14 protein-coding genes are annotated in these 15,815 nt (G+C 66.4%); 3 read left to right on the top strand and 11 right to left on the bottom strand.

Going from position 1 to position 15,815, the window contains the following annotated elements; all coding sequences use genetic code 11:
- Window positions 1-2: 2 nt before the first annotated feature.
- The 3 genes from ACUXH0_RS01505 to ACUXH0_RS01495 form a co-directional block, all read right to left on the bottom strand.
- Window positions 3-1,316, bottom strand: coding sequence for a glycosyltransferase (locus ACUXH0_RS01505; protein ID WP_182593582.1), 1,314 nt, complete (start codon window positions 1,314-1,316; stop codon window positions 3-5).
- Window positions 1,317-1,665: 349 nt separating this feature from the next.
- On the bottom strand, window positions 1,666-2,226 hold the full coding sequence (locus ACUXH0_RS01500; RefSeq protein WP_220485353.1) for a hypothetical protein: 561 nt from the start codon (window positions 2,224-2,226) through the stop codon (window positions 1,666-1,668).
- A gap of 2 nt (window positions 2,227-2,228) precedes the next feature.
- Window positions 2,229-5,147 (bottom strand): ATP-binding cassette domain-containing protein, encoded by a 2,919-nt coding sequence (locus tag ACUXH0_RS01495; RefSeq protein WP_182593583.1) that lies wholly within the window; start codon window positions 5,145-5,147, stop codon window positions 2,229-2,231.
- A gap of 239 nt (window positions 5,148-5,386) precedes the next feature.
- On the opposite strand from ACUXH0_RS01495, the gene ACUXH0_RS01490 reads away from it, so the two are divergent.
- Window positions 5,387-6,622 carry a cystathionine gamma-synthase family protein gene (locus tag ACUXH0_RS01490; RefSeq protein WP_182593584.1) on the top strand — a complete coding sequence of 412 codons (1,236 nt, stop codon included), beginning with the start codon at window positions 5,387-5,389 and terminating at the stop codon, window positions 6,620-6,622.
- 18 nt (window positions 6,623-6,640) lie between these two features.
- On the opposite strand, the gene ACUXH0_RS01485 is transcribed toward ACUXH0_RS01490, so the two are convergent.
- The 7 genes from ACUXH0_RS01485 to ACUXH0_RS01455 all read right to left on the bottom strand — a co-directional run bounded on the left by ACUXH0_RS01485 (window position 6,641) and on the right by ACUXH0_RS01455 (window position 12,532).
- On the bottom strand, window positions 6,641-6,967 hold the full coding sequence (locus ACUXH0_RS01485; RefSeq protein WP_024974354.1) for a cytochrome C oxidase subunit IV family protein: 327 nt from the start codon (window positions 6,965-6,967) through the stop codon (window positions 6,641-6,643).
- A gap of 8 nt (window positions 6,968-6,975) precedes the next feature.
- Window positions 6,976-7,665, bottom strand: coding sequence for a heme-copper oxidase subunit III family protein (locus ACUXH0_RS01480; RefSeq protein ID WP_028866781.1), 690 nt, complete (start codon window positions 7,663-7,665; stop codon window positions 6,976-6,978).
- Window positions 7,662-8,270: a cytochrome c oxidase subunit 3 gene (locus ACUXH0_RS01475; RefSeq protein ID WP_028866782.1), complete on the bottom strand. Its 609-nt coding sequence runs from the start codon at window positions 8,268-8,270 to the stop codon at window positions 7,662-7,664. The genes ACUXH0_RS01480 and ACUXH0_RS01475 overlap by 4 nt, the downstream gene beginning before the upstream one ends.
- Window positions 8,267-10,060 carry a cytochrome c oxidase subunit I gene (ctaD, locus tag ACUXH0_RS01470; protein ID WP_028866783.1) on the bottom strand — a complete coding sequence of 598 codons (1,794 nt, stop codon included), beginning with the start codon at window positions 10,058-10,060 and terminating at the stop codon, window positions 8,267-8,269. Before ctaD ends, ACUXH0_RS01475 begins: the two co-directional genes overlap by 4 nt.
- Before the next feature lie 12 nt (window positions 10,061-10,072).
- Window positions 10,073-11,230 (bottom strand): cytochrome c oxidase subunit II, encoded by a 1,158-nt coding sequence (locus ACUXH0_RS01465; protein WP_028866784.1) that lies wholly within the window; start codon window positions 11,228-11,230, stop codon window positions 10,073-10,075.
- Window positions 11,231-11,463: 233 nt separating this feature from the next.
- On the bottom strand, window positions 11,464-11,976 hold the full coding sequence (locus tag ACUXH0_RS01460) for a hypothetical protein (protein ID WP_004632638.1): 513 nt from the start codon (window positions 11,974-11,976) through the stop codon (window positions 11,464-11,466).
- Between the two features lie 97 nt (window positions 11,977-12,073).
- A complete protein-coding gene (locus ACUXH0_RS01455; RefSeq protein WP_024542631.1) occupies window positions 12,074-12,532 on the bottom strand; it encodes a DUF3293 domain-containing protein in 459 nt (152 codons plus the stop codon).
- 137 nt (window positions 12,533-12,669) lie between these two features.
- On the opposite strand from ACUXH0_RS01455, the gene ACUXH0_RS01450 reads away from it, so the two are divergent.
- Together ACUXH0_RS01450 and ACUXH0_RS01445 are read left to right on the top strand one after the other, a co-directional pair.
- The gene (locus ACUXH0_RS01450) at window positions 12,670-13,125 is read left to right on the top strand and encodes a universal stress protein (RefSeq protein ID WP_004632644.1); all 456 of its coding nucleotides are present in this window, start codon (window positions 12,670-12,672) and stop codon (window positions 13,123-13,125) included.
- 105 nt (window positions 13,126-13,230) lie between these two features.
- On the top strand, window positions 13,231-13,929 hold the full coding sequence (locus ACUXH0_RS01445) for a YceH family protein (RefSeq protein ID WP_024542632.1): 699 nt from the start codon (window positions 13,231-13,233) through the stop codon (window positions 13,927-13,929).
- A 48-nt stretch (window positions 13,930-13,977) separates the two neighbouring features.
- Here ACUXH0_RS01445 and edd read toward each other — a convergent pair whose 3' ends face one another.
- On the bottom strand, window positions 13,978-15,807 hold the full coding sequence (gene edd, locus ACUXH0_RS01440; protein WP_004632649.1) for a phosphogluconate dehydratase: 1,830 nt from the start codon (window positions 15,805-15,807) through the stop codon (window positions 13,978-13,980).
- Window positions 15,808-15,815: the final 8 nt, after the last annotated feature.

Below are 15,815 nucleotides of genomic sequence, written 5' to 3'. Positions count from 1 at the left end.
GGTCAGGCTGCGAGCCCCGCCAGCGCCGCAGCGTTGGCGCTGGGCGCGGCATCGGTCATGCGGCCCACGGCGCGCGCGTGGCTGTCGATGGCCTTGAGGTACGCACGCTCGAGTTGCCCCGCCACGCCCAGCCACGTGTAGAGCATGCGGGCGCGCACCAGCCCGGCCTGCCCCAGCTCGCGGCACAGCTCGGGCTGCTGGATCAGTTGCAGCAGCCGTGCGGCCAGCGCTTGCGGGTCTTTTGGCGGGACGAGGAAGCCGGTGCGCTCATGCCGCACGGTCGAGCGGATCCCGCCCACGTCCGCACCGATCACCGCGCGCCCGCACGCCATGGCCTCCACCGGCGTGATGCCGAACGGCTCGTACCACGGCGTGCTGACGAACACATCACAGGCGCTGTACCAGGTGCGCAGATCGGCGCGGCCGCGCTTGCCGACAAAGGTCGTCTGCGCGTGCACCCCGGCGCGCTCGGCAATGGCTTGCAGGCGGCCGAGCTCAGGTGTGGCGGCCACGTCCGGCACGACGGTGTTGCCGCCCACCACGTACAGGCGCACGCGCTTGCGCGCGTCGGCCGGCAGCTCACCGATGGCCTCGATGACGTTGTCCACGCCCTTGCGCGCCACCATGCGGCCCAGTTGCAGCACGACAAACGCATCGGCTGGCACGCCCAGGCGGCGTCGCGCTTGCGCGCGGTCGATGGGCGCAAATTCTCCGGCGTCAAAGCCGCACGGCACCACGTCGATCTGCTCAGGGCGGGCGCGGTAGAGCGTTTCCAGGTCGGCCTGATCCTTCTGGCATTCCGCGATGACGCGGTCGGCACGCTGTACCAGCGTCTCTTCGATCGCGAATCGCGCATCGGGAAAACCATCGGCGCTGCCCTGATGCAACCGGCGCACGCGGCCCAGCGCGTGGAAGGTCATGACCAGCGGCAGGTTCAACCGCGTGGACGCCGCCAGCGATGCCAGGCCCGACATGAAGAAGTTGGCATGGATGACGTTGTAGGCGTCACCGCTGGCCTGGGCGCGCGCGCAGTGGTTCAGCAGGTGGCGGCCAAAGGCATGCATGTGGGGCAGCAGCGCTTCCTTGGGCAGCACGGCAGCCGGCCCGGCCGGCACGTGGACGACACGGCAGCCGCTATCGAACGGCACCACCTCCGGGTCCCACGGACGCTCGCGGCGCGTGAAGACATCGACACGATGGCCCAGCCGTGCAAGCTGGCGCGCGACATGGCGCACGTAGACGTTCTGTCCGCCGCAGTCGACACCGCCCAGGTCGGCAAGTGGCGATGCGTGTTCACTGACCATGGCGATGCGCATGTCGTTTCTCCTCTTATGGCCGCGGCCTGTGTGGTGAGGTGTTCGGAAGCCACGTGCGAAGACCTACAGCAGCCGGCGTGCCATGGCGTGCAACCTTGTGCGGCGGGGCTTCGCGCTGGTGCGTGCGGAGCCGATGCGGGGAAGCGTCTCTCGCTTGTCCGGACAAGCGTTTGCGGGAGGTTGATGCGAACGTCGCGCGTGACCCGTGCACGCGGCGGGCCGCCATGGCGTCACGCGACAGGTGCAGGCCGCAGCCGAAGCGACCGCGCAATTTTTACGTGGAGCGCAAGGAGAAACGGCGCGGCGACGGCATCACGCCTGACGCGCCGCGCATGAAGAGTGGGGCAGGTCAGGCGAGCCGCAGCGTGCCGCCCGTGGCGACAGCGGCCTGTTTGGCGATGGCGCGCAGGCATGCCGCCACCACATGTGCAAAGGCTTCGTCATAGAACGGCAGCGCGCCGCTCACGCCTACCACGATGCCGTCGAGCACGGCGCTGCCCCACAGGTTGGTGTCGCCTGCACGCAGCACGTGCGGGCGCAACGCGTGCAGCGCATGTGTGCTCATGCCGTGCCGCCAGGCCAGCCGTGCCTTGGCGCGCGCATAGGCGGCGTAGTCCGCATCCCATTGCGCGCGGTCGCCCACCGAGTATTCGTAGAGGATGGCCTCGTCGAAGGCACACTCCGCAGGCGAGCGTGCCGGGTCCATCACCACGATGTGCAGGAAGCCGCTGTCGCCCACTTCCTGTGGACGCGTCATCGCCTGCGTGATGAGCGGCAGTGCCATTTCCACCGCGCGGCGCACAGCGTCGGCGCCGGCAAAGTACGACGTGGTCTGCTGCGGTTGTTTCTGCGGTGTCTGCGGTTCCTGCAGTTGCTGGGTTGAGGCGGAAGGATCGAAATCGGCCAGCATGCTTATGGAGACTCCTGGGCTGATTGGAAGGACACGGATGCGTGGGATTCATGCGCCGGCGCACGCCGTGCACGAATGACGCTGAGGATGGCGGTGACCAGCTCGCCGTGCTCGGTCGGCTTGGCCAGGTGCAGCTGGAAGCCTGCCAGCAGGGCGCGCGTGCGGTCTTCCGGGCGGTCATAGCCGGAGAGCGCAACCGCAGGCAGGCGGGCATCGAGCGGCATGTCGCGTTCGCTCTCCAGCAGGCGCACGTTGCGCAGCAGCGCGTAGCCGTCTTCGTCGTCGCCCAGCGCAATGTCGGAGACGAGCACATCGGGCCACGAGTTGCCGGGCGCCGCGCGTAACGCCGCCAGCGTGGCCTTCGCCGTGCCGTAGGCGGTGACGGTGGCGCCGTAGTCTTCAAGCAGCAACTGGAGCATCTCGCAGGCGTCTTCCTGGTCATCGACGATGAGCACGTGCGCACCGGACAGCGCATCCGGCGGCGGCAGCGCGGTGCGCTCGCCCCGTGGCGCCAGCGGCGCGGCGATGGGCATGGCCTCGCCCGGCGCGGCCGCAAGCGGCGCCACGGCGCGGATCGGGAAGTCCATCACATACGTGGTGCCCTCACCGTGGGGCAGCGGCACGACGGCAAAGCGCCCGCCGTGCTGCTCCACAACCGAGCGAATCCACAACGGGTCAAGCGTGGCTGCAGGCGTGGCGGCCGTGTCCTGTGCGGTCGCCGCCAGCACAGGGTCGAACGCGCGCGGCTCTTGCCGCAGCGGCGCGAGCGGTTCCACCGGGTCCAGCACGTCGAACGGTGCGGGCGCCGGCGGGGTTGCCGACGGCCCAAAAGCCGACAGGGCGGCGTCGGGCTCCATCTCGGCGGGTGTGTGCGAGGCGGTGGGAATGGCAGCAGCTGCCGCAGCCGGTATGGCAATCGTGTCGGTCACGCGCAATTGCGCCATGCCTTCCACGCGCTCCAGCACGATCTCGATGCGGCTGCCCGGGTGGCTGGCCAGCACGGCGTGGCTCAGCACGTCACCCACGATGCCCTGCAGGCGGCTCGGGTCGCCCGTAATGCTCGGCGTTTCCGAGCGGATGACGGAATACACGGTGATGCGGCGTGCATCGATGCCCTCGCGCAGGCCGTCGAGCACGCTCACCACCAGCGCCACCAGGTTGATCGGCTGCTGTGCAAGCCGGTGCTGGGCCTGTTCCAGGTCGGACTGCTGACGCTGCAGCGTCCAGAGTTGGGCGTAGACACCGTTGGTGGCCAGCAGGTCGGTATGGCGGCCGCGCTCGACAATGCGGCCCTTTTCCAGCACGACGATTTCGTGCGCGTCCACCACCGTGGAGAGCCGGTGCGCAATCACCAGCGTCGTGCGATGTGCCGAGAGCCGATCCAGCTCGCGCTGGATGGCGCGTTCGGAGCGTGTATCCAGGGCGGAGGTCGCCTCGTCAAAGATCAGGATCGACGGGTTCTTCAGCAGCGCCCGCGCAATGGCAATGCGCTGCTTTTCACCGCCCGACAGTTTGAGCCCGCGCTCGCCCACCATGGTCTGGTAGCCCTCGGGCAACGCGGCGATGAAGTCGTGCACATAGGCCGCGCGCGCCGCCTCGATCACCTCGGCCATCGTCGCGCCTTCGCGCCCGTAGGCGATGTTGTAGGCGATGGTGTCGTTGAAGAGGATCGTGTCTTGCGGGACGATGCCGATCGCGCGCCGCACGCTGTCCTGCGTGACCACGCGCAGGTCTTGCCCGTCGATGGACACGCGCCCCGCCCACGGGTCGTAGAAGCGCAGCAGCAGCCGCGCCAGCGTCGACTTGCCCGAGCCGCTGCCGCCCACCACCGCCACCGTGTGGCCCGCAGGAATGTGCAGCGACAGCTCGTGCAGGATGGGCCGCGTGTTCTCGTAGCCGAAATCCACGTGGTCGAACTGCACCTCGCCCTGCGTCACGCGCAGCGGTGCGCCGTTGGGCAGGTCCACGACATCGGCGCGCTGCTCAAGCAGTTGGAACAGGCGCTCTGCATTGATGGCGGCGTCTTTGGCCTCGCGGAACATGAAGCCCAGCGCGTTGAGCGGCAGGCACACCTGGATGATGTACGCGTTGATCAGCACGAGATCGCCCACCGACAGCACGCCGCGCGTCACGTCCTGCCCGGCCAGCAGCATGACGGTCGCTACACCGCCGGCAATGACGCCGCTTTGCGACACGTGCAGCAATGACAACGCGCGCTGGTTGGCCACCGCCGTCTCGATGCGCTGGCGCAGGATGTCGCGGTAGCGGTGGGCCTCGAAGCGCTCGCTGGTGTACACCTTCACGGCATCGTGGTTGAGCATGCTGTCGAGCAGCCGGCTGCCGGCCAGCGAGTCGAACTCGTTCATCTGCCGCTGCAGGCGCACGCGGCGGCGCGTGAGCAGCACGGTGGCGGTGCAGTAGGCCGCAAACGTCAGCAGGATGGTGACGAGATACCACCCGCTGTAGCGGCTCATCATGATGATCAGCACGGAGCCGATCTCCACCATGGTCGGCAGGATCGTGAACAGCGCCACACCCAGCAGGAACTCGATGCCGGTGGTGCCGCGCTCCACATCGCGGATCAGCCCGCCCGTCTGCCGGCTCGCATGAAAGCGCGGCCCGAGCTGGTGCAGGTGTTCGAACGCCTGTGCCATGAAGCCCGCCACCGTGGGCTGCGACACGCGCGAGAACACCATGTCGCGCAGCTCGCCGAACAGCGTGCCCCCAAAGCGCAGGACGGCATAGGCCAGCAGCAGGAAGGCCGGAAACACGCGCGCCCGGGTGGCACCGCCAAAGCCGTCGACGATCCACTTGAGCACGATCGGCACGCCCACCGCACACAGCTTGGCCAGCACCAGCAGCCCCACGGCCACCAGCACGCGCTTGCGGTAGCGCCAGATGGCGCGCCACAACGCGCCCACGATCCGCTGCTGCAGGCTCGATGCCTCAGCAGGATGGGAAGGAGGGGAAGATGCAGGAGATGGGCTCGTCACCAGGCTTGGGATCCGGTCGGTCTTGCAACGCGAGGTGCGACGCAAGCCACGTTCCACGCCCGCCCGCGCTCTGGCCCCCAGGTGGCCCCGGAATCGCGCGATAATGCGTGACTTTCCTGCTGTTTCCAGCGCCTCCTAGCTTTTCCCGCCTTTCCGCTGCCCCTGCCATGACCGGACTGACCACCGCCCTTCTGCACGCCGACCGCGAAGCCGGCGTCGAGCACTACGCCATCCACAAGCCGCTGCACACGTCCACCACGTACGGTTATACCGATACGCGCGAGCTGATCGACGTGTTCCAGGGCAAGCCCGGCTACACCTACGCGCGCCAGGGCAACCCGACCACGGCCGCACTCGAAGCCAAGATCACGATGATGGAAGCCGGTGTGGCCACCGCGTGCTTCGCCACCGGCATGGCAGCCATCATGGCGGTGTTCTCGACCATGCTGCGCGCGGGGGACCACGTGGTCTCCAGCGCCTTTCTGTTCGGCAACACCAACAGCGTGTTCGAAACGCTGCGCAACCTGGGCCTAGAGGTGACGTTCGTCGATGCCACGTCGGCCCAGGCGGTGGCCGACGCGGTGCAGCCCAATACGCGCCTCGTCTTTGTGGAAACCATTGCCAACCCCCGCACGCAAGTGGCGGATCTGAAGGGCATTGGCGACGTTTGCAAGGCACGCGGCCTGATCTACGTGGTCGACAGCACGATGACCTCGCCGTGGCTGTTCCGCGCGCGCGACGCGCAGGCGAGCCTGGTGGTGCATTCGCTGTCCAAGTACATCGGCGGGCACGGCAATGCGCTGGGCGGCGCGGTGGTGGATACCGGCCTGTTTGACTGGGCGACGTATCCGAACATCTATCCGGCCTACCGCAAGGCCAAGCCGGAAATGCAGGGCATCCAGCAGATCCGCAAGAAGGGCCTGCGCGATCAGGGCGCGACGTTGATTGCCGATGCCGCGCATCGCATTGCCGTGGGTGCCGAAACGATGGCCCTGCGCGTCGACCGCACCTGCAGCAATGCGCTGGCGCTGGCCCGCACGCTGGCCGCGCACCCGAAGGTGGCACGTGTGTACTACCCCGGCCTGCCGGAGCACCCCCAGCACGCCCGCGCCACCGAGCTGTTCCGCCACTACGGCGGCCTGCTGAGCTTCGAACTGGTGGACGGCGCCGACTACGTCGACATGCTCGACCACCTGCGCTACGCCGTGCGCGCCACGCACCTGGGGGACACGCGCACGCTGGTGATTCCGGTCGCCCCCACCATCTACTGGGAAATGGGTGCCGAGCGCCGCGCGTCGATGGGTATCGCCGATTCGCTGGTGCGTGTGTCGGTCGGCATTGAGGATGAGGCCGATCTGGTGGCGGATTTCACGCAGGCGCTGGACGCGACGGCCGTTGCTTGATGGCGAGCTGAACGGCGCTCAATGGAAAAAGAGGGCGCGCATCCCAAAGGTGTGATGCGCTTCCGCCGCCATCAACACCATCAGCACCAGCAACGCCAGCGGCGGCAGCAGGATCGCGTACACCAGGGCCAGCCGCTCCCACATCATGTGCATGAACACGGAGACGATCAGCCCGGCCTTGGCGATCATGAACACGATGATCAGCGTCCAGCGCATCAGCCCCTGCACGTGGAAATAATCGACCAGGTACGACATCGTGCTCAGCACGAACAACAGGCCCCAGATCTTCAGGTAGATGCCGATGGGGTGTTGTTGCCCGTGGGCAGAGGGTTCCGTGTGGTCCATGACAGGCCTCACCACAGGTAGAACAACGCAAAGATGAACACCCAGACGAGATCGACGAAGTGCCAGTACAGGCCCGCGATCTCCACGATCTGGAAGTTGCCGTGTTCGGCAAAGCCCGGCTGCAGGATCTTGCGGGCAACCAGCAACAGGTAGATCACGCCGCAGGTCACGTGAAAGCCGTGGAAGCCGGTGATCATGAAAAAGCACGCGCCAAACTGCGCTGCGCCCAGCGGGTTGCCCCACGGGCGGATGCCCTCGTGCACGATCAGCTTGGTCCACTCGAACGCCTGCATCGACACGAACGCCGCGCCCAGGATGGCGGTCGCCAGCATGAGCAGCGCCGCCCGCTTTGCCTCACGCCGGTAGCCGAAGTTCACCGCCATGGCCATCGTGCCGCTGCTGCTGATGAGTACGAACGTCATGATGGCGATCAGCAGGAGCGGCACTTCCACTCCGCCCACCGAGAGCCCGAACACCTTGGACGGGTCGGGCCATGGCGCGGTGGTCGACATGCGCACCGTCATGTAGCCGATCAGGAAGCTGCTGAAGACGAAGGTGTCCGACAGCAGGAAGATCCACATCATGGCCTTGCCCCACGGCACCCTGAAGGTTTCGCGGTCGCCCGACCAGTCGTTGACGACGCCGGGCCAGCCTTCGGCAGAGGTGGCCGGTTCGGTGGGAAGCGCGGAGTTGTTCATGGCGTGGCTCCATACAGCGGCCCGCAGATGGCGCTGACGAAGGCGGGCGTGATCCACCACATTGCGGCCAGCAGCACGAGCCACACGGCCAGCAGGAAGTGCCAGTACGTCGCGCAGAGGGCAACGGCACGTTGGGTGCGATCGGCGTTCTTGCGCAGGCGCGCGACCGTCACCGCCCAGACGACAAGGCCACCGATGACATGCGCAGCATGCAGGCCGGTGAACACATACAGAAAACTGTTGGATGGGTTGACTGCCACGCCTTGCCCGGTGGCAGACAGCTGCTGCCATGCTGCCCATTGGCCGAACACGAACAGCGCGGCAAGCGCGCCACCCGCCAGCAGCCAGATTGCGCGGCGGGCGATCGCGCGCCGTGCCAGTTCCATGGCCACGCTGGCCAGCGCCAGCATGCCGGTGTTCCACCACAGCAGTGCCGGGTGCGGGACGGGCATCCAGTCCGGCTCGCGCATGCGCATGGCGTAGGCCAGGATCAGCAGCGCGAACAGCGCCGTCACCACGGCCATGAAGACGCGCAAGCCCATGCGCCCGGCGTGCGGCAATGCAGGAGATGCATCGGGCGCGAAGTGGCGGGGCAGGGTCGTCATGTGCGCACCCCGCTGGCGGGGAGGATGGAGGTTGCCGGCGCCGTTTCCGTTTCCGCTCCCATGTCGGGAGCGCCGGTGGGCGGTTCGTTCTGCGGCACGAAGTCATCCGCACGGCCGGGCGGGCTGTACTCGTATGCCCAGCGATAAACCACGGGCAGCGTCGGGCCCCAGTTGCCGTGCACGGGCGGTGTCTGCGGCGTCTGCCATTCGAGCGTGGTCGCCCGCCACGGGTTGGCCTCGGCCTTCCTGCCGCGCACGAGGCTCCACGCCAGGTTGAAGAGGAACAGCAGCTGCGCCAGCCCCACGATGATGGCGATGACGGTGATGAACGTGTTCAGCGTCTGCGCGGAGGGTGGGATGAAGCTGTAACCCTCATACGCGTAGTACCGGCGCGGCATGCCCAGCACGCCCAGGTAGTGCATCGGGAAGTAGATCAGGTACGTGCCGATGAAGGTGATCCAGAAATGCGCGCGCCCCAGCGTGTCGTTCAGCATGCGGCCCGTCACCTTCGGATACCAGTGATAGAGCCCGCCAAACACCACCAGGATCGGCGAGACGCCCATCACCATGTGGAAATGCGCAACCACGAAGTACGTGTTGGACAGCGGAATGTCTACGCTGACGTTGCCGAGGAACAGCCCCGTCAACCCACCGATCACGAACGTGCTGATGAAGCCGATGGCGAACAGCATCGGTACGGTCAGGTGGATGTCGCCCCGCCACAGTGTCAGCACCCAGTTGTAGACCTTGAGCGCGGTCGGGATGGCGATGATCAGCGTGGTGGTGGCAAAGAAGAAGCCGAAGTACGGGTTCATGCCCGCCACGAACATGTGGTGAGCCCAGACGACAAAGGACAGCACACCGATGATGAGGATGGCCCACACCATCATCCGGTAGCCGAAGATGTTCTTGCGCGCATGCGTGCTGATGAGGTCCGACACGATGCCGAAGGCGGGCAGCGCGACGATGTAGACCTCGGGGTGGCCGAAGAACCAGAACAGGTGCTGGAACAGCAGCGGGCTGCCGCCGCTGTGCTTGAGCTGCTGCCCCATCGACACCACCGCCGGCACGAAGAAGCTGGTGCCCAGCGTCTTGTCGAGCAGCATCATGATGGCCGACACGAACAGCGCTGGAAACGCCAGCAGCGCGAGCACTGTTGCCGTAAAGATGCCCCACACCGTGAGCGGCATGCGCATGAGCGTCATGCCCCGCGTGCGCGCCTGCAGCGTGGTGGTCACGTAGTTCAGCCCGCCCATGGTGGCCGCCACGATGAAGATCGCGAGCGACACCAGCATCAGCACGATGCCCCATTCGGTGCCCGGCGTGCCCGGCAGGATCGCCTGCGGCGGATACAACGTCCAGCCCGCACCGGTGGGCCCGCCTGGTACGAAAAAGCTCGCCACCAGCACCAGCACGGCCAGCAGATACACCCAGTAGCTGAGCATGTTCAGAAACGGAAACACCATGTCGCGCGCGCCCAGCATCAGCGGGATCAGGTAGTTGCCGAAGCCGCCCAGGAACAGCGCCGTGAGCAGGTAGATCACCATGATCATTCCGTGCATGGTGACGAACTGGTAGTAGTGGTTGGCGTCGATAAAGTCGAACTTGCCCGGAAAGCCCAGCTGCAGCCGCATCAGGTTCGACAGCACAAGCCCGACCAGCCCGATGGCGATGGCCGTGAGCGAGTACTGCACCGCGATGACCTTGTGGTCCTGGCTCCAGACATAGCGCGTCCAGAAGCTCTGCGGTGCGTGGCTGTGGTCGCCGTGGTCATTCTTGCCGTAGGACATCGTGCCTCCTCGCTACGGTTTTGCGGCTGTGGCGGGTGCCGGCCCACCTTGCGCCTTGATGTAGGCCACGAGCGCCGAGACTTCCTGCTCGCTCAGGTCGAATATCGGCATGATCGGCGCGAAGCCCTTGACCACGCGCGCTTTCGGATCGCGGATGAAGGCACGCAGATAGGCTTCATCGGCCACGGCGGTCGAGCCGTCGGCCATGATCTGCGTGGAGCCGTACAAACCCTTCCATGTCGGGCCGACGCCAGGGCCGCCATTCACCGAGTGGCAGGCGACGCAGCCCTTGGCCTGGGCGAGCGTCTGGCCTTGCTCGGCCAATGCCTGGCCGCTGCCGCCGGCAACACCTGAGGCGGCCTGCACTTTCGCTTTCTGGCTCTGCTCGAAGGTGGTCTGCTGTGCCAGCCAGCGTGCAAACGATGCCTCGTCTTCCACGACCACCACGCCGCGCATGTTCGAATGCCCGATGCCGCAGAGCTGCGCGCACAGGATGTCGTAGCGGCCTGCCTTGGTGGGTGTGAACCAGAACGTGGTGATCATGCCCGGCACCATGTTCATGCGCGCGCGGAACGGCGGCACATAAAAGTCGTGCAGCACATCGCGCGAGCGCGCCAGCACTTGGATCGGGCGGTTGATCGGCAGGTGCAGTTCGGGTGTTTCGATCAGGTAGTTGTCGCGCCCGTTCGGGTCAGCCGGGTTCATGCCGAACGGGTTGTCGTTGCTCATGTAGCGCACGTCGGTCGTGCCGAGTTTGCCGCCGGGGCCGGCAAAGCGGAAGCGCCATTGCCATTGCTGGCCGAGCACTTCCATCTGCAGGGCGTTTGGCGGGGGGCGTACATAATCGGCATAGACGAACAGGCCGGGCGCGAGCAGCGCTGCCACACCCACGGTGGTGATGCCGATCAGCCACCATTCCAGGCGCTTGTTGTGCGGCTCGTAGGCGGCGCGCCGGTTGGGCTGGCCATCGCGATGGCGATAGCGCAGAAGCGCCGCGACGACGAAGAGGTTGATGGCGACAAACAGCACGCCGGTGATGACGATGGTGATCGTCAGCGTGTCGTCCATGCGCACCCAGTTGGAGGCGATGGGGGTGATCCACCACGGGCTGGCAAAGTGAAACCCCACCGCCAGCACGACGATCAGCACGAGCGCAATCGCAAGGGCCATGGGCACCTCCGGCGAGGGACTCCCTCAACACGCTAAAGACAGGCTAGGTCGCGCACCCGGATCGTGCAAGGCAACGTAAGGACGAGGCGCATCCCGCGTACGGATAGCGCCGATGTGGCATCTGTGTGCTGCGCCGCAATGTAAAACGGCCGCCTCTGGCGTGTGTTGCCAGAGGCGGCCGCTTCCTGATGGCCCCGCTCAGCTTGCGGCGCCGCAGGAAAAAGGTCGATGGTTCAGTGCATGGGTTCGCGCACGCGCCGCTCCAGCATGCCGTAGGTGATGGCCGTCACCACCCCAAACAGCAGGTTCGCCAGGAGTGGCCCCGAGCCGCGCTCCGAAACAAACCACGGAAACACCGCCGTCATGCCGTAGAAGTTGACCACGTACGCCACGATGCCGAAGGCCACGCCGACGGCCGCGAGCATGCCGGGGCTCGAATCGAAGTGGAACGGCGCGATGATGGCCCCGAGGATCATCCCCATGATGGCGCCCAGCACGAAGTGCAGCACGAGCGCCGTGCCCACGATGCTGTAGCTGAACAACGACATCTCTTCCAGTGCGCCCCGGCCCATGATCATGGCGGCGATCTTGTGGGTCGGGCGCCAGGGGCTTTCATTGAGCACCATGGTCGACCAGAAGAACTCGAGCACGATGACCAGTGCCCCGCCCACGAGGCCTGCCACGCTGGCGGCGAGCCAGTCTGGCATGCGGCGCTCCCAATGATGCGATTGCATGTGCAGTTCCATACAAACCTCCTGCTGATGTATCTACGCAAGCACTTAGGAATCGGAAGCGCCACTTGCGGTGCCGCAAAGCGCTGTGCGCCAAGTGCCCTGTGCAGAATCAGTCTGGCAGATACGGGTGCCAACGCAAGGTACAAAATCCATGCGCATCGCACAGCACGACGGCGTTCTGCTCGAACGTGAGCATCAGCGTGTCGGCGATGGCCTCGTCTTCGATGAACAGCAGCAGGCTCGGCTCGGGCGGCCACGTGTTCGAAGGCGCATCCCCCGGCGGGCCGCCTTCGCCAGGCAGCCATGCCATGCCGCGCGCGATGGCCCAGGCAAGCAGCTCGGCCTGCCGCGCAGCGTTTTCATCGGCAGATACCGCGCGGGAGAAAGGCTGATGCGCCGTCACGAAGACGGCCCACGGTGCGTCGGCTTGCGCGAGCAAGGCCGCCACGCATGGGTTGATGGCGTCGACGCGCAGCAGCACGTCGCCTTCCGGCGTGCTGACGCGATACCGCGCGCTGCGGTAAGCGGCAATCAACTCAGGCGTAGGGGCGGGTGGAAGGTGGTGCATTGTTGCGTCGCATGGTCGCGGCCATCTGATCTGGCGCAACGCAAAAGGGCCGTGGATGTCACAGAATAGTGCGTGGGCGGCCATGTTGCTGCCCCGGCACAGTATTCCGACAACCACTCCCCTGCGAGGCTTGAACCATGTACAAGAAGATCCTGGTCGCCATTGATGGCAGCGAAACCAGCAAGCTGGCCCTGGCCGAGGCCGTGCGCCTGGCCAAGGCATTCCAGAGCACCGTCCGCGCCGTCTATATCGTCGACAGCCCCGCCATGCTGTTCGATGTCGGCTATTACGATCCGACCGAGCTGCGCAAGTCGTTTATCCAGGCCGGCACCGCGCTGCTGGCCGACACCGCCGCCACGCTCACCTCTGCCGGTTTGCAGCAGGAAACGGTGCTGGTGGAAACGCAGAGCGTGGGCGAGGATGTGGCGGGCGCCCTGCAGGGCGAAGCGGTGCGCAGCGGCGCCGATGTGGTGGTGATCGGCACGCACGGCCGCCGTGGGTTGGCCCATGTAATGTTGGGTAGCGTGGCTGAGAAGTTCATCCGTCAGGCAACCACGCCGGTGTTGCTGGTGCGCGGTCCGGCCAAGGGCTGAGCTTCGGTTGTTGTTACGCTGGCAGGGCCGCCTGCCTGCGCGCGGCGGATATGATGCTGGGGTCCGATTGGCTCCAACCTGCAGCGTATCCGTCGCCGTCCCATCATGAACATCCATTCCGAGGCTCCACAGCGTCGCGCCATCCGTACCCTGACCGCGCTTGAAGGACGCGTGCTGGGCGTTCTGGTCGAGAAGCAGCACACCGTGCCCGACACCTACCCGCTCACGCTGAACGCGCTGGCGGCCGGCTGCAATCAGAAAACCGCACGTGCGCCTGTCATGTCCGTCACCGAAGCCGAGATCCTCACGGCCATTGATGGGCTGAAATCGCTCAGCCTGGTCATGGAGGGCAGCAGCAGCCGCGTACCGCGCTTCGAGCACAACATGAATCGCGTGCTCGGTGTGCCGAGCCAGTCCATCGCGCTGCTCACCGTGCTGCTGCTGCGCGGCCCGCAGACCGCGGCCGAGCTGCGACTGAACGCGGCGCGGTTCCACGCCTTTGCCGACATCTCATCCGTTGAAGCATTTTTGGAGGAACTGGCTGAGAACGATCCGCCCTACGTCGTGAAGCTGTCGCGTATGCCCGGGGAGCGTGAAAGCCGTTGGATGCACCTGCTGTGCGGCGACGTTGCGCAAGCCGACATGCGGCAGGCCGGCGGCGTTGACGAGTCGATCGTGCCGTCCGAGTTCGAGGCGCTGAAAGCGGAGCAGAAGCAGTTGGCCGACAAGGTGGCCCGGCTGCAGGCGCTTGTCGAGCAGATGGCCGGTGAGCTGGGCATCTCGATCGACAAGTCGATGCTGTAGAGGCAACCGGCCCAGGCATGGGCCTGGACCGGTCGGTCTGGCTTCAGCTTATGCGCCCGCCGAGACGAACAACGTGCAGGCGCCTTCTTCCGCCGGCGACACATTGCGGCGGAAACCCGAGAACAAATCCCGCCCGACGCCTGCGTGGTAGTGCGACAGATCCGGCGCGGTGACCTGGCGGGCATTCCACTCAGCCTCCGGCACGCGCACTTGCAGCGTGCCCGCTTCCGCATCCAGCACGACGATGTCGCCATCGCGCACGCGCGCCAGCGGCCCACCGTTGAGCGCTTCGGGCGTGATGTGAATGGCGGCCGGCACCTTGCCCGACGCGCCCGACATGCGGCCGTCCGTCACCAGCGCCACCTTGAATCCGCGCTCCTGCAGCACCGACAGCGTCGGCGTGAGCTTGTGCAGTTCGGGCATGCCATTGGCGGCCGGGCCCTGGTACGGCAGCACAGCCACAAAATCGCGCTCGAGTTCACCGGCCTTGAAGGCGTTGATCAGATCGTCCTGGGCAAGGAACACGCGCGCCGGCGCTTCCACAAAGCGATGCTCCGGCTTGACCGCCGACACCTTGATGACCGAGCGCCCGATGTTGCCGTCGAGCACGCGCAGGCCGCCGTCCGGCGAGAACGGCTCGGCCACGCCGCGCACGATGTTGGTATCGAGCGAGGCAGCTGCGCCATCGCGCCAGACGAGTTTCTCACCGTCCAGGAACGGCTCCTGCGCATGGCGGCGCAGGCCCTTGCCCATGATCGTTGTCACGTCGTCGTGCAGCAGGCCGGCGTCGATCAGTTCGCGAATGACGATGGAGAGGCCCCCCGCGGCCTGGAACTCGTTCACGTCGGCCTTGCCGTTCGGATACACCCGTGCCAGCAGCGGAATCACGCCCGACAGATCGTTGAAGTCGTCCCACGTGAGCAGGATGCCGGCCGCACGCGCCATCGCAACCAGGTGCAGCGTGTGGTTGGTCGAGCCGCCGGTGGCCAGCAGGCCGACGATGCCGTTGACGAAGGCGCGCTCATCCAGCACGTCGGCAATGGGGGTGTATTGGTCGCCGCTGAAGACGAGCTTGAGCGCCTGGCGAGCCGATTCCCGCGTGAGCGCCTCGCGCAGCGGCGTGTTCGGGTTGATGAACGCGGTGCCCGGCAGGTGCAGGCCCATCACCTCCATCAGCATCTGATTGGAGTTGGCCGTGCCGTAGAACGTGCAGGTGCCGGCCCCGTGGTACGACTTGGACTCGGCTTCCAGCAGGTCGGCGCGCGAGAGTTTGCCTTCTGCGTACAGCTGGCGCGTACGGGCTTTTTCATCGTTGCTGATGCCGGTGGTCATGGGGCCGGCCGGCACGAACACGGCGGGCAGGTGGCCGAACGACAGCGCGCCGATCACCAGCCCCGGCACGATCTTGTCGCACACGCCCAGGTACAGCGCCGCGTCGAACATCTGGTGCGACAGCGCCACGGCCGTCGACAGGGCAATCGTGTCGCGCGAGAACAGCGACAGCTCCATCCCGTCCTGCCCCTGCGTGACGCCATCACACATGGCCGGCACGCCGCCGGCAAACTGCGCGGTGCCGCCGGCGTCCAGCGCCGCCTGCTTGAGCCATGCAGGGAATGCCTCCAGCGGCTGATGCGCCGACAGCATGTCGTTGTACGCCGAGACGATGCCGAGGTTCGGCCGCTCCAGCGCTTTCAGGCGGATCTTCGCTTCGCCTGGCATGGCCGCAAAACCGTGGGCGAGGTTCGTGCACGAGAGCAGCGTACGCTCGACCCTGCGGCCGGCATTCTTGCGGGTGACGTCCAGATAGGCCTGGCGGGGGCCGCGGCTGCGGTCGATGATGCGCTGGGTGACGGCGGCCAATGTGCGGTGCAGGGCCATGCGGGTTC

The sequence above is a fragment of the Ralstonia sp. 110700041-2 genome, assembly GCF_056280165.1.
Note: the sequence above shows the minus strand (reverse complement) of the source record. Positions and strands in the feature narration are given on the sequence as shown.

Coding starts and splice junctions, on each gene's coding strand:
- ACUXH0_RS01445 (WP_024542632.1), top strand. CDS start 13,231: ATGAACATCCATTCCGAGGCTCCACAGCGTCGCGCCATCCGTACCCTG.
- ACUXH0_RS01480 (WP_028866781.1), bottom strand. CDS start 7,665: ATGAACAACTCCGCGCTTCCCACCGAACCGGCCACCTCTGCCGAAGGC.
- ACUXH0_RS01505 (WP_182593582.1), bottom strand. CDS start 1,316: ATGCGCATCGCCATGGTCAGTGAACACGCATCGCCACTTGCCGACCTG.
- ctaD (WP_028866783.1), bottom strand. CDS start 10,060: ATGTCCTACGGCAAGAATGACCACGGCGACCACAGCCACGCACCGCAG.
- ACUXH0_RS01485 (WP_024974354.1), bottom strand. CDS start 6,967: ATGGACCACACGGAACCCTCTGCCCACGGGCAACAACACCCCATCGGC.
- edd (WP_004632649.1), bottom strand. CDS start 15,807: ATGGCCCTGCACCGCACATTGGCCGCCGTCACCCAGCGCATCATCGAC.
- ACUXH0_RS01500 (WP_220485353.1), bottom strand. CDS start 2,226: ATGCTGGCCGATTTCGATCCTTCCGCCTCAACCCAGCAACTGCAGGAA.
- ACUXH0_RS01460 (WP_004632638.1), bottom strand. CDS start 11,976: ATGGAACTGCACATGCAATCGCATCATTGGGAGCGCCGCATGCCAGAC.
- ACUXH0_RS01465 (WP_028866784.1), bottom strand. CDS start 11,230: ATGGCCCTTGCGATTGCGCTCGTGCTGATCGTCGTGCTGGCGGTGGGG.
- ACUXH0_RS01490 (WP_182593584.1), top strand. CDS start 5,387: ATGACCGGACTGACCACCGCCCTTCTGCACGCCGACCGCGAAGCCGGC.
- ACUXH0_RS01450 (WP_004632644.1), top strand. CDS start 12,670: ATGTACAAGAAGATCCTGGTCGCCATTGATGGCAGCGAAACCAGCAAG.
- ACUXH0_RS01455 (WP_024542631.1), bottom strand. CDS start 12,532: ATGCACCACCTTCCACCCGCCCCTACGCCTGAGTTGATTGCCGCTTAC.
- ACUXH0_RS01475 (WP_028866782.1), bottom strand. CDS start 8,270: ATGACGACCCTGCCCCGCCACTTCGCGCCCGATGCATCTCCTGCATTG.